We start from the raw sequence: 13,120 nt of genomic DNA on the forward strand, positions 1-13,120 counted from the left end.
CTGCGGTTCAGGCCGTGGTAGCGGCTTCGCGGGGAGCCGTGAGCAGGAGTCCGCGCACCGCGTACCCGGCCACCACGTCCTCCCACTCGATCCGCGGGGTGGACATCATGCTGACGTTGCGCCGGAAGAGACGTTCCAGGAAGATCTCCGATTCCAGAATGGCTATCGAGTTCCCGGGGCAGCGGTGCACCCCGTCCCCGAAGGACATGACCTCGGGGCGCACGCCGCGGGACAGGTCGCGTCCGGGGCACAGCGATTCGGCGTCGTCTCCGAGTTGCCCGGCATCCGAGTTCGCCTGACGGACGTAGAGCTGCAGGCGCGCTCCCGCGGGGATCACGTGTTCCGTGCCTGCCGAGTCCACCAACCGGAGTTCGTCCTGGGCGCGGCGGTAGAGGTGGCCGACCACCGGTTCCAGGCGCAGGATCTCGTGGAGGATCGCGCGCCGCCCGGCGGAATCCGTCGAGAGGAACCGCCGCCGCAGGTCGTCCTTCTCCACGAGGTGCCACGTGGCCATCTGCAGGAACTCACGGGTGGTCACCATGCCTGCGGCACCGTAGGTCAGGCACTCCATGAGGATCTCCAGGTCGGAGTAGCCCTCACCGATCAGGTGGGTGATCACGTCGTCGGGGGGTTCCGCACCACCCTGCGTCGCCGCTTTCAACGCGTCGCGGTGGGAGCGGATGGCCGGGCGCACGTCCTTGAGGAAGAACCATCCCAGTTTCGCCACCTGCTGCGCCGTCTCCGGGGCTGTCTTCACACGAGCCCACCAGCCCGCGCGCAGTTCGCCGAGCATGGAGTCGGGCTGGTCGAAGAAGGCCGCCAACCGCCAGGCCATGCGCTCCTGGTCCGAGGCCGTCAGCCCGATGACGCGGGCGGCCACCTGGGTGGAGAAGTGCAGCGCGATGTCGCCCAGGTCGTGGGCGTGTCCGTCGTCGAACTGCGTCAGGAAGGCCTCTGCCCTCCGGGTAACCAGGTCCCGGTAGTCTCGGTCGACCACCGCCGGGGCGAAGAACCGCGTGATCTTGCTGCGCTGTTCCCGATGAGCGGGTCCGTCCGCGTAGAGCACGGGCCACCGCTTGAGCGGGAGGGACTGCGTGGCCACTTCGACGGCGAACCCGGACTGCTTGGTGGCCCCACCTGCGCGGAGGATCTCGCGCACCAACGCAAGGGAGCGGACGTGCCACCGCCCGTCCCGCTCCTCGATGTCGGGCAAGGGCGTCTCACCGGCGGGCAGCGCCTTGCGGTCTCCGGCGTCTTGCGGAGCGCGCGAATGGGGACACGCGGTCACGACGGGCTCACCGGCTGTCGGTCGGGCCGCGCAACCCGTCCAGGGCGATCTTGGCCACGGTGTCCGCCACGACGTCCGCACTGCCGATCGTCGTGGGGCGGTACCAGTCCACCAGGGAGTTGACCATGCCCAGCAGTAGACGCGGAGCCGCCACGGCGCTCACGTCCTGGCGGATCTGACCGTCCTCCTGCGCCCGGGTGATCAGTTCCCCGAGTTGGCGGGTGAATTGGCGCCGACGCTGCAGGGCCGCCATCTCGACCTCCGAGTTCCCGCGCAACCGCAGCAGCAGGGTCACGTACGGCATCTGCTCCACCAAGACCCGCACCGTCCCGCGCAGCACGGCCTCCAACTGGTCGACGGCGTCCAGCTTCTGGTCCTGAACCCGCTGGTACTCCGCCTCCAAGGCGTCCAGGGCCCGGTTGAGCGCCAGCTCGAGCAACTCCTCCTTGGAAGCCACGTGATGGTAGATCGCGGACTTGGTGATTCCGAGCTCTTCGGCGAGTTTCCCCATCGACGTCGCGTCGTAGCCGTGTTCGTTGAACACCTGGACGCAGACCTGCAACAACTGTTCGCGGTCATACCCGGGCCGCCCACGGCGGACGGGACTGTGCGTGCTTGTCATGTCGTTGTACGGCTCTCGGTCGACGGGTCTGCGGCGGTGGGTGAACCATGGAGCAGACGGGAGAATGTGGCGGGAACCCACCCGGGTGTCGGGTGCGGACCGCCGGAAAGGTGGTAGCCAGCCTACGCGTCGGAGCACGCCGAGCGGGCGCCGCGGGGACATTTGGCGCAACAACGGGCGCCCCGAGCCATGCCGTCCCTGACCAGGGACAAGGCATCGCTCGGGGCGCCCGTGGCACCCGTGGGTTCCGCGTACCTGCCGCAAGGAGCCCACGGTGGGGTCACTTGTTGCGTTCGTCGAAGATCCGGCGGATCTTGCCAGAGGACCGCTGGAGGGACCCGGGTTCCTCGATCGTGATGGTGCAGGAGGAACCGATCTTGGTCTTGATCTCCTGCTTGAGGTGCTTGGCAGCCTCCTCCGCGTTCTCCCGGGACGCGTCCTCACGGCGTTCGATCCGCACGGTCATCTGATCCATACGACCCGGACGGGTCAGGACGAGCTGGAAGTGGGGCGAAAGGGTGGGCTCCTGCAGTGCCAGTTCCTCGATCTGGGACGGGAACAGGTTGACGCCGCGCAGGATGATCATGTCGTCCGAACGCCCCGTGATGCGCCCCATGCGCCGGTGACCCGGGCGTGCCGTTCCGGGCAGCAACCGGGTGAGGTCGTGGGTCCGGTAACGGATGATCGGCAACGCTTCCTTGGTCAGCGCCGTGAACACGAGTTCACCCGGGCGACCGAGCTCCATGACCTCGTCCGTCATGGGATCGATGATCTCCGGGCGGAAGTGGTCCTCCCAGATGTGCGAACCGTCCTTGCTCTCCGCGGACTCGCCGGCCACGCCGGGGCCCATGACCTCGGAGAGGCCGTAGATGTCGGCGGCGGTGATGCCGAAGGTCTGCTCGATCTCCCGGCGCATCTCCTCCGTCCAGGGCTCGGCACCCAGGACGGCGTGCTTGAGGGAGGTTTCCTTGGGGTCCAGGCCCTGTGCGCGGAATCCGTCCGCAATGGTCAGCAGGTAGGTCGGTGTGGACAGGATCGCCTGGGGTTCGAAGTCCCGAATCAGCTGGACCTGCTTCTCCGTCTGGCCGCCGGACATGGGGATGACGGCGCAACCCAGTCGCTCGGCCCCGTAGTGCGCGCCCAACCCGCCCGTGAACAGGCCGTAGCCGTATGCGTTGTGCACCTTGTCCCCGGGGCGGATCCCGGAGAGCCGGAAGCAGCGGGCGACCAGCGTGCCCCAGGTCTGCAGTTCGTTCTCCGTGTAGGCCACCACGGTGGGCTGGCCGGTGGTTCCGGAGGAGGCGTGGATGCGCCGGATCTCGGACATGTCAACCGCGAAGGCCTTGAACGGGTAGGCCTTCCGGAGGAATTCCTTGTCCGTGTAGGGGAACAGCTTGAGGTCTTCGAGTTCCTTGAAGTCGTTCGGGTGCACGCCGTGGGCGTCGTAGAGCTCCCGGTAGGCGTCCACGCGCTCGTAGGCGTAGTGCAGGCTCCACCGCAGGCGCTCGAACTGCAACGCCTCGATCTGGTCCCGGCTCATCATCTCCTCGGGGTCCGGCTGAGACCGGTCCGCAGGGGGCGCGCTGGGGGTGTAGGGATTCTTCACGGCATCGGTGATGTCGGTCATGACAAGTCCTCTCAGGCTTCCTTGGGCGCAGGGATCGTGCGGTAGCGACCGCGGAACAACACGACCACGGTCTGCTCGTGGCGCACGGTGATGTCGCAGATTCCGCTTCGTCCGTTCTGCTGCAGAAGGTGACCCTCCGCTTCCAGGACGTCCCCGGCCCGGGTGGGTGCCAGGAAATTGATGTCCACACCGGTTGCAACGGTCACGGTGCCGTCGTCGTCGGTGGGGTGATTGCACGTGAGCGCAAAGCACGTGTCGGCCAGGGTGAAGACCATGCCGCCGTGACTGATGCCGAACCCGTTGACCATCTCCTCGCGCACCGTCATCTGTACGACGGCGTGGCCGTGTTCGGCTGCAACGACCTCAATACCCATCCACCGGGTAGCGGCGTCGTTGGCCAGGATCTTGTGCTCTCCCACGCAACCTCCCAAAAATGACCGATCGGTCAGTAATGACCACAGAGAACCATTGCGCCGCCGTTGTGTCAAGACTCACAAAACGGCATTGACGACGACGGCACCGTACGCCTATCCTGACCGAACGGTCAGTAAATGCCGTGAGCTGTTCACCGCCCCATCACACCGATCCGACCGCCGATCAACTCATCGACAGTGGGCAAGCAGCATGAGCCAGGGACATGAGCCAGGGAAGGGACAGTCATGACCGACCAAGAAGCCACTCAGCAGGAAACCACCGGCCAGGAGTACTTCGACCACCTCATCGAGCAGGACTCCCGCGTGGAACCGCGCGACTGGATGCCGGAGGCCTACCGCAAGACCCTGACCCGCCAGGTGTCCCAGCACGCGCACTCCGAGATCATCGGCATGCAGCCGGAAGCCAACTGGATCACCCGTGCGCCGTCGTTGAAGCGCAAGGCCATCCTGATGGCCAAGGTGCAGGACGAAGCCGGCCACGGCCTCTACCTCTACTCGGCGGCCGAGACGCTGGGCACCCCGCGCGACGTGCTCAACCAACAGTTGCTGGACGGCAAGGCCAAGTACTCCTCGATCTTCAACTACCCCGCCCGCACCTGGGCGGACATCGGCGCCATCGGTTGGCTGGTCGACGGGGCCGCGATCTGCAATCAGGTCCCGCTGTGCCGCGCCTCCTACGGGCCCTACGGACGCGCCATGGTCCGGATCTGCAAGGAGGAGTCCTTCCACCAGCGCCAGGGCTGGGAGATCCTCTACGAGCTCTCCAACGGAACCCCCGAGCAGAAGCAGATGGCGCAGGACGCCGTGAACCGCTTCTACGGTCCGGCCCTGCAGATGTTCGGCCCGCCGGATGCCGATTCCCCGCACTCCCAGCAGTCCATGGACTGGAAGATCAAGCGGTTCTCCAACGACGACCTGCGTCAGCGCTTCGTGGACATGATCGTGCCGCAGGTCGAGGCCCTGGGCCTGACCCTGCCCGACCCGGACCTCAAGTGGAACGAGGACCGCGGCCATTACGACTACGGCGAGCTCGACTGGGAGGAGTTCTTCGCGGTCATCAAGGGCCAGGGGCCGTGCAACCGGCAGCGCATGCAGCGTCGTCGTGAAGCCCACCGTGAAGGCGCCTGGGTCCGCGAGGCCGCAGCAGCGTACGCAGAAAAGACCAGCCAGACCGCCGCATCGGCACTGATCGGAGCCTGAGACACATGAGCGACAACACTTCGGAGCAGAACACCGGCATCGGCGGCGCAGAGGCCACGGGGTCCCAGCCCACCCCCATCTCGGACGCCCAGAGCCACCCGAGCAACAGCGGGTCCAAGGCGGGCTCGGAGGCCTGGCCCATGTGGGAGGTGTTCGTGCGTTCCTCGCGCGGCCTGTCCCACGTCCACGCCGGCTCCCTGCACGCCCCGGACGCCACCATGGCCGTGCGCAACGCCCGTGACCTGTACACCCGCCGCAACGAAGGCACCTCCGTGTGGGTGGTTCCCTCCGAGGCCGTGACCTCCTCCGACCCCGACTCCAAGGGCGGGTACTTCGAATCCGCTGCGGGCAAGGCCTACCGCCACGCCACGTACTACACCAAGAGCGAAGGGGTGAAGCACCTGTGAGCTTCGCAGCCACCGAATCGGCCACCACGCAGTCGGCCGGCGACGCCATCACCCCCGAGGACCTCACCGCACAGGGGGTCAAGGCCGACGAGGCCGTGGCCCGCTACGCGATGATGCTCGGCGACGACTCCCTGATGCTCGCCCAGCGCCTGGGCCACTGGATCTCCCGCGCGCCGGAACTCGAGGAGGACATCGCCCTGGGCAACATCGCCCTGGACCTCCTGGGCCACGCCCGCTTCTTCCTGACCTACGCGGGGACCGCGTGGGGCAAGACCGAGGACGACCTGGCCTACTTCCGCGACGAGGAGGAGTTCCGCTCCTGCCGTCTGGTCGAGCAGGAGAACGGCGACTTCGGTCGCACGATCGCCCGCCAGCTGGTCTTCAGCTACTACCAGTACGAGCTCTACCGCCGCCTGGTGAACTCGACCGACCGGACCCTCGCCGCCATCGCGGCCAAGGCACTCAAGGAGGTCGAGTACCACCAGGACCACGCCACCCAGTGGACGCTGCGCCTCGGCCTGGGCACTGAGGAGTCCAACCGTCGGCTCCAGGAGGGCTTCGACGTCGTCTGGCCCTACATCGACGAGTTGTTCCTGGACGTCGAGCAGGTCGCAGAACTCGGCAACCGGGCGGTCCTGCCGTCGTCCTTGCGCGAGGACACCATGGCCCGTGTGACCAAGGCCCTCGAGGAAGCGCACCTCACGGTCCCGGATGTCAAGCCGGCCTTCGGTTCCGACCGCACGGGACGGTTCTCCGAGCAGCGGGGTTACATCCTGGCCGAGATGCAGGTGCTCGCCCGCCAGCATCCCGGCGCCACGTGGTGAGGTGCACCGTGACTGCGTCCCAGATGCCCGGCGGCCCCGAGATCCCGCGGATGGATTTCGAGCAGGACCCGAACGCCGTTCCGCGTCCGGTGGGTCAGGCCGTGCCCGTTCGCGACGACGAACTGCGTCCCGCGGATCCCGTCGCGGCGCGGATCTGGGACGTGGCCGCGACGGTCAACGACCCGGAGATCCCCGTCCTGTCCGTTGCCGACCTGGGCATCCTGCGGGAGGCCCGGGCGGATGGTGAGGGTGGCGCCGTCGTCGTCATCACCCCCACCTACTCCGGGTGCCCCGCGATGGAAACCATCACGGCGGACCTGCGGGCGGCCCTGGGCGACGACGGTTTCTCGCCGGTGCGCGTGGAAACCGTCCTGGAGCCCGCCTGGACAACCGACTGGATGACGGAGGACGGGTGCCGCAAGCTCAACGAGTACGGCATCGCCCCGCCCACCGGGCGCGCCGCAGCGGGCCCCGTGACGCTGACCCTGGGTGTGAAGTGCCCGCGGTGCAACTCCCTGTCCACGCGAGAGATGACCCATTTCGGCTCGACCTCCTGCAAATCCCTGTGGGTCTGCAACGACTGCCTAGAACCCTTCGACCACTTCAAGGTGCACTGATGAGCGAAACGATTGACACCGACGTCACCGGTACCGACGCCGAAGCCACCCCCGGCCGCCGTCGGGCCACCTTCCACACGCTGCGTGTGTCCGAGGTCCGCCCGCTGACCGCGGAATCCGTGGAGGTCACCTTCCACGTGCCCGACGAACTGGCGGGCGACTACGACTACGCGCCGGGCCAGTACGTTGCTCTGCGCGCGCAGATCGACGGGCAGGAGGTCCGCCGGTCGTACTCGATCTGCGCCGAGCCCGTACGCGGTCAGGTCAAGGTGGCCATCAAGAAGACCCTGGGCGGCGTCTTCTCCACCTGGGCCAACGAGAACCTCAAGGTCGGTGACGAACTGGAGGTCATGAACCCGCAGGGTGCGTTCACGTCGACCCATTCGGTCAACATCACCTCCATGAACGACGCCGAACGACTGGCCGCGGCCGAGGTTGCCAAGAACGCGCACGTTCACCTGGTGGCCTTTGCCGCCGGGTCCGGCATCACACCGATCATGGCGATCACCCGGGCAGTCCTCAATGCCTCCGCGAACTCCTCCGTGGACCTGGTGTACGCCAACAAGTCGGCCTCCGACGTGATGTTCGCCGAGGAACTGGGGGATCTGAAGGACCGCTACCCCTCCCGGTTCGCGATCCACCACGTGCTCTCCCGCGAGCAGCGCATCAACCCGCTCATGTCCGGGCGTATCGACCACGAAAAGCTGGGCGAGCTGCTGGACCACGTGATCCAGGTGGACCGGACCGACGAATGGTTCCTGTGCGGGCCGTTCGAGCTGGTGCAGCTGTGCCGGGACACCCTGGCCGACCGTGGTGTTCCCGCGGAGAACATCCGCTTCGAACTGTTCACCACGGGCAACCCAGCGGATCCGCAGGGTCAGACCGGCCGCGTGGTCCACGTGGATCCCAAGGGCGACAACGTGGAGATCACGTTCACGCTGGACGGGCTGACCGGCGAGGTGGCCTCGCCCGTCGCGGCCCGCGAAACCGTGCTGAACGCGGCCCTGCGCGCCCGGCCCGACGTCCCGTTCGCCTGTGCGGGCGGAGTGTGCGGAACGTGCCGCGCCAAGGTGGTCGAGGGCGAGTACGAGATGGCCGAGAACTTCGCGCTGGAGCCGGACGAGGTGGAGAAGGGCTACGTCCTGACCTGCCAGACCCGGGCACAGGGCAAGACCTTGACCGTGGACTACGACGCCTGAGGAGGCCCGCGTGATCGAACTTGCGATCGACAACGCCGTCGCGGAGGTCACCCTCAACGCGCCGCAGAAGATGAACGCCCTGGACGAAGCGGCCATCACCGAGTTGGGCGAGGCCTACGACCAGGCGGCCTCCGCCGGGGTGCGCGCCATGGTCCTGCGCGGTGAGGGCCGCGGGTTCTGCGCGGGCCGTGACATCTCGGGCGTGGACCCTGCCACCGACGACGTGCACGCCTACCTGTCCGAGGCACTGACCCCGGTGCTGCGCCGCATGGCCGAGTTCCCTGCGCCGACCTTCGCCGCCGTCCAGGGCCCGTGCCTGGGCGTGGGTCTGGGACTAGCCATCGCGACCGACGTCGTCTACGTGGCCGAGGACGCCAAGATCGGATCGCCGTTTGCCAACCTGGGTGCCACGCTGGACTCCGGCGGGCACGCGTTGTTCGTCGAGCGACTGGGTGCCCATCGGACGCTGGACCTGATCTACACCGCCGAGTTGATCAGCGGGTCGGAGGCGGTGCGTTCCGGACTGTTCTCCCGTGCTCTCCCGTCCGAGGACCTTCTGGAGTTCACCCGTTCAACGGCCACCCGCGTGGCCTCCGGGGCAACCCAGGCGTTCCTGGCGTCCAAGAAGCTCGTGGCCCAGCTGCGCGATGAACGCATCGGGTTGTGGGAGTCCTTGGCCCAGGAGAACGACCTCCAGGCGGCGCTGTGTTCTTCGGCCGACTACGCGGAGGGCTTCAAGGCCTTCCAGGAGAAGCGCAAACCGACGTTCACGGGCCGCGCCTGAGCCCTTCCCATTCCGTCGAACCCTCGCGAAACTCGCGCATCAGGGGCTGATGGGCGAGTTTCGCGAGGGTTCGGCGGGTAGCTACTTCAGGAAGCACGTGATGCGGGCGGTGCAGACCCGCTGGCCGGCGTCGTCGACGACGACGATCTCGTGGCTGGTGGCCGTCCGGCCCAGGCGGATGGGCGTGGCCGTGGCGGTCACGTGGCCGCTGGTCGCCGACTTGTGGTGCGTGGCGTTGACGTCCACTCCCACGGCGGCCTGCCCGGTTCGAGAGGCGTGGATGAAGGCCCCGATCGACGCGACCGACTCGCACAGTGCGATGGTGGACCCTCCGTGCAACAGCCCCATGGGCTGCCGATTGCCCTCGACCGGCATCCGCGCCACCACCCGCTCCGTCGAGGCCTCCAGGTAGGTCACCCCCAGGCGCTGGTCCAGCTGACCGGGGCGGGAGTTGAGCAGGGCCACCGGATCTTCCGCCTTCGCGAGTTCGGCGGCGCTGGCTGCGGTCTGGGTGGTGGTCTCCTCGGATGGCATGGCACCGGCGAGCCTGGGCGCCCGGTAGTCGGCGGGCGCAGGGTCCTCACGCAACCAGCGGTCGGAGTCGGCTGCGGTGGGGTCCTCGTGCATGTGCGGGGATCCTGGCTGGTTCACGGGTGCTCCTCGGGTCGCGGATTCGTCATGCCGTTGTGTTCTGCATCATCTGTCATCAACCGCCGGGATCGCTACACTCACCAATAAGCGTGTCACGTCACGTAAATCATGGGGTGGTGGCCCCGGTTGCTCCCGGCGCGCCGACAAGCCCCGAGGCCCCGCACCGACCAGCAAACGCAACAGCAACAGCTAGGAGCAGTCATGAAGATCGGCATCATCATCGGATCTACCCGTGAAGGCCGCAACGGCGAAGCCGTCGGCAAGTGGGTCGAGGAGCACGCTCGCGCCAAGGGCGCCGCGGACTAGGAACTGATCGACCTCAAGAGCTTCGACCTGCCGTTGTTCACCTCCCAGACGCTGCCGATGATGGCCAACAAGCAGTACGACTCGGAGGCCGTCACCGCATGGTCCCAGGCCATCGACGCCTGCGACGGCTACGTCTTCATCACCCCCGAGTACAACCACGGCGTCCCGGCCGCGCTCAAGAACGCGGTGGACTCCCTGGGCAGCGAGTGGTCCAACAAGTCCAGCGCGCTGGTCGGCTACGGCGCCGTGGGTGGCGTGCGCGCCGTCGAGCAGTGGCGTCAGATCCTGCCGAACTTCTCCCAGCACGTCGTGCGCGGCGCCGTGGACCTGAGCCCGTTCACCGACTTCGCCGAGGACGGCGTCAAGAGCAGCGACGTCAAGGTCCAGGGCCTCAACGGCATGCTCGACGAACTACAGGCGGCCATCCGTCGTCAAGGCGCCTGACCCCTCGGCCCCAGGCCATCACCCACGGCATCGCCCTCGGCACCGCCCACCGCTGCAGCCCTCGGGTTACGCGGTGGGCGATGCACACTCCGCCGTCGCGCGGTCCCGCTTAGTCTTTCGGCATGACCCACCATGACGTGAACCACGACGCGACCAACGACGACGGCGCCCTGACGGTGCTCACGCCCTCGACCTTCGACACCGCAACCCGGCCGCAGGAGGACCTGTTCCGCCACGTCCACGGGCCCTGGTTGGACTCGACCGAGATTCCGGACGACAAGCCGCTGACCGGTTCGTTCATGGTTCTGCGCGACCGCGCGGAGGAAGCCGTCCGGGAGATCATCACCGGCGTGGAAGCGGGCGAGCCGGGGTCGGTCGAGTCCAAGGTCGCCGATCTGTACGCGTCCTTCATGGATCAGGAGCACGTGGAGTCGTTGGGCGCCGAGCCCTTGGCCCCGGACTTCCGGGCCGTGGACGCCGTCCAGGACGTGACCGGGTTGCAGCAGCTGTTCGGCACCCTCCTAGCCCGCGGGCTGGGCTCCGTCCTGGGTGTGGACACGGACGCGGATCCGGGCGATCCCACCCGCAATCTGGTCTTCGTGGGCCAGGCGGGCCTGGGGCTTCCGGACGAGGAGTACTACCGGGAGGAATCCCACGCCGAGATCCGCGAGCAGTACCGCGGGCACGTCGAGCGCATGTTCACCCACGCCGGCTTCAAGGATGCAGCCGAGCAGGCGCAACGCGTGTTCGACCTGGAGACCGCCATCGCCTCCCATCACTGGGACAAGGTCGAGGTCCGCGATCTGACCAAGATGTACAACCCCTTCACATGGGCCGAGTTGAAGGAATCCGGTGAGGTCTTCGACTGGAACGCCGTCGTCGTCGACGGTCTGGGGCTTCCTGCCACCGCGGTGGAGACGGTGGTCAATGCGCAGCCGTCGTTCTTCACGGGACTCGAGGACCTGCTGACGGCCGAGCGTCTGGAGGAATGGAAGTCCTGGGCGCGGTGGCGCGTGATCACGGGACGTGCGGCGTACCTGTCCAACCCGTTCGTGCAGGAGGACTTCGCCTTCTACGGGACCGTGCTCTCCGGGACTCCCGAGCTCAAGGAGCGGTGGAAGCGCGGCGTGGGGCTGGTCAACGGCGTGCTGGGTGAGGCCGTGGGCAAGCTGTACGTGGAGCGGCATTTCTCGCCGACCGCCAAGGCCCGGATGGACGATCTGGTGGCCAACCTGCTGGCGGCGTACAAGTCGTCGATCGAGACGCTGGACTGGATGACCGACGAGACCCGCGCGGAAGCGCTCAAGAAGCTCGCGGCCTTCACCCCCAAGATCGGGTTCCCGGACAAGTGGAAGGACTACTCCTCCCTGGAGATCCGCGCGGAGGACCTGGTGGGCAACATCGTGCGGACCTCCGAGTTCGAGCTGGCCGAGCTGATCCGCAAGGCGGGCAAGCCCGTGGAGAAGCACGAGTGGCTCATGACCCCGCAGACGGTCAACGCCTACTACCACCCGCTGCGCAACGAAATCGTGTTCCCCGCGGCCATCCTTCAGCCGCCGTTCTTCGACGAATCCGCGGAGGATGCCGTGAACTACGGCGGCATCGGCGCGGTGATCGGTCACGAGATCGGGCACGGGTTCGACGACAAGGGTTCGACCTGCGACGGCGACGGTCGCCTGCGCAACTGGTGGACCGACGCCGACCGCGCGGCCTTCGAGGAGCGCACCGGCAAGTTGGTGGAGCAGTACGACGGCCTGGTGCCCGAGCAGCTGTCCGGCTCCTCCGATGCCCCGTCTGTCAACGGACGCATGACCCTGGGCGAGAACATCGGCGACCTGGGCGGACTGTCGATCACGTACAAGGCCTGGGAGCACTCGCGCGGTGTGGCCGACCCGGCACCGGCTTCCGATGCGGTGGCCGACGCCGCTCCTGCCGCCGCGGATCCCGCGGCGTTCTCCGCCACCGACGACGACGGGCTGACCCCCGCGCAGAAACTCTTCTTGTCCTGGGCGTTCGTGTGGCAGCAGAAGGCCCGCGACGAGGCCGTGGCCCAGCGCCTGGCCGTGGACGTGCACTCCCCCAACGAGTTCCGCGCCAACCAGACCGCCCGGAACATCGACGCGTTCCACGAGGCGTTCGGCGTGACGGAATCGGACCCGATGTGGCTGGCCCCGGAGGATCGCGTGCGGATCTGGTGAGGCGGGGCTGAGAAGGGCTTAGACTCTCCTGCACCCCAACCGGTAACCGTCCAAGGAGTCTCCGTGTCCAACCAGTTCCTGACCGTGTACCTGAACTTCCGTGGCGAGGCAGCGGAGGCCCTGAACTTCTACGCCTCGGTCCTGGGCGGGGAACCGCAGATCATGCGCCACGGCGAGATGGGCGCCGAAGGCCCCGACGCGGATCTGGTCATGCACGGTCAGTTGGACGCCCCCAACGGCATGCGCATCATGGCCTCGGACATCCCCTCCTTCATGGAGGCCCCCACGGGCGGCGCAGGCGGGGTCTCCCTGTGCCTGCACGGCGACGACGACGCCCTCCGCGGCTACTTCACCGCCCTGTCCGAAGGCGGCACGGTCGGTATGCCGCTCGAGAAGCAGATGTGGGGCGCCGAGTACGGCGACCTGGTGGACAAGTTCGGTATCCGCTGGAGCGTGAACATCGGCTGAGGACCGACCGCTCAGGTCCAGGACGCGCTCAGGTCCAGGACGCCAGGCCCG

General features: G+C 67.5%; 13 protein-coding genes and 1 pseudogene. 9 read left to right on the forward strand and 5 right to left on the reverse strand.

The genetic code is table 11. The features are described from left to right. Positions 1-7: 7 nt before the first annotated feature. From EDL96_RS01255 to paaI, 4 genes are all read right to left on the reverse strand, one after another. Positions 8-1,288, reverse strand: coding sequence for a cytochrome P450 (locus EDL96_RS01255; RefSeq protein ID WP_123823626.1), 1,281 nt, complete (start codon positions 1,286-1,288; stop codon positions 8-10). A gap of 7 nt (positions 1,289-1,295) precedes the next feature. Continuing rightward, on the reverse strand, positions 1,296-1,910 hold the full coding sequence (locus EDL96_RS01260) for a TetR/AcrR family transcriptional regulator (RefSeq protein ID WP_123823627.1): 615 nt from the start codon (positions 1,908-1,910) through the stop codon (positions 1,296-1,298). 280 nt (positions 1,911-2,190) lie between these two features. After that, a complete protein-coding gene (locus tag EDL96_RS01265; RefSeq protein WP_123823628.1) occupies positions 2,191-3,537 on the reverse strand; it encodes a phenylacetate--CoA ligase family protein in 1,347 nt (448 codons plus the stop codon). 11 nt (positions 3,538-3,548) lie between these two features. After that, a complete protein-coding gene (gene paaI / locus EDL96_RS01270; protein WP_233568584.1) occupies positions 3,549-3,956 on the reverse strand; it encodes a hydroxyphenylacetyl-CoA thioesterase PaaI in 408 nt (135 codons plus the stop codon). Between the two features lie 240 nt (positions 3,957-4,196). On the opposite strand from paaI, the gene paaA reads away from it, so the two are divergent. From paaA to EDL96_RS01300, 6 genes are all read left to right on the forward strand, one after another. After that, the gene (paaA, locus tag EDL96_RS01275) at positions 4,197-5,171 is read left to right on the forward strand and encodes a 1,2-phenylacetyl-CoA epoxidase subunit PaaA (protein WP_123823629.1); all 975 of its coding nucleotides are present in this window, start codon (positions 4,197-4,199) and stop codon (positions 5,169-5,171) included. A gap of 140 nt (positions 5,172-5,311) precedes the next feature. Beyond that, complete coding sequence (gene paaB / locus EDL96_RS01280) at positions 5,312-5,578, forward strand: 1,2-phenylacetyl-CoA epoxidase subunit PaaB (protein ID WP_233568601.1); 267 nt, start codon at positions 5,312-5,314, stop codon at positions 5,576-5,578. Continuing rightward, a complete protein-coding gene (paaC, locus tag EDL96_RS01285) occupies positions 5,575-6,402 on the forward strand; it encodes a 1,2-phenylacetyl-CoA epoxidase subunit PaaC (RefSeq protein WP_123823631.1) in 828 nt (275 codons plus the stop codon). Before paaB ends, paaC begins: the two co-directional genes overlap by 4 nt. 8 nt (positions 6,403-6,410) lie before the next feature. Continuing rightward, positions 6,411-7,019, forward strand: coding sequence for a 1,2-phenylacetyl-CoA epoxidase subunit PaaD (gene paaD / locus EDL96_RS01290; protein ID WP_233568585.1), 609 nt, complete (start codon positions 6,411-6,413; stop codon positions 7,017-7,019). Next, positions 7,019-8,218, forward strand: coding sequence for a 1,2-phenylacetyl-CoA epoxidase subunit PaaE (gene paaE, locus EDL96_RS01295; RefSeq protein WP_123823632.1), 1,200 nt, complete (start codon positions 7,019-7,021; stop codon positions 8,216-8,218). Before paaD ends, paaE begins: the two co-directional genes overlap by 1 nt. 10 nt (positions 8,219-8,228) lie before the next feature. Continuing rightward, entirely contained in the window at positions 8,229-9,002 is a 774-nt protein-coding gene (locus EDL96_RS01300; protein ID WP_123823633.1) for an enoyl-CoA hydratase/isomerase family protein, read from the forward strand. An 81-nt stretch (positions 9,003-9,083) separates the two neighbouring features. Here the strand turns inward: EDL96_RS01300 and EDL96_RS01305 are convergent, their stop codons facing one another. Next, the gene (locus EDL96_RS01305) at positions 9,084-9,653 is read right to left on the reverse strand and encodes a hotdog fold thioesterase (RefSeq protein ID WP_325049524.1); all 570 of its coding nucleotides are present in this window, start codon (positions 9,651-9,653) and stop codon (positions 9,084-9,086) included. Between the two features lie 201 nt (positions 9,654-9,854). Here EDL96_RS01305 and EDL96_RS01310 point away from each other — a divergent pair. The 3 genes and pseudogenes from EDL96_RS01310 to EDL96_RS01320 all read left to right on the forward strand — a co-directional run bounded on the left by EDL96_RS01310 (position 9,855) and on the right by EDL96_RS01320 (position 13,069). After that, a pseudogene (locus tag EDL96_RS01310) lies at positions 9,855-10,403 on the forward strand (NADPH-dependent FMN reductase). Between the two features lie 122 nt (positions 10,404-10,525). Next, positions 10,526-12,601: a M13 family metallopeptidase gene (locus tag EDL96_RS01315; protein WP_123823634.1), complete on the forward strand. Its 2,076-nt coding sequence runs from the start codon at positions 10,526-10,528 to the stop codon at positions 12,599-12,601. Positions 12,602-12,664: 63 nt separating this feature from the next. After that, a complete protein-coding gene (locus EDL96_RS01320) occupies positions 12,665-13,069 on the forward strand; it encodes a VOC family protein (protein WP_233568588.1) in 405 nt (134 codons plus the stop codon). Positions 13,070-13,120: the final 51 nt, after the last annotated feature.

Source organism: Kocuria soli, from assembly GCF_003797835.1.
Taxonomy (GTDB): Bacteria; Actinomycetota; Actinomycetes; order Actinomycetales; family Micrococcaceae; genus Kocuria; species Kocuria soli.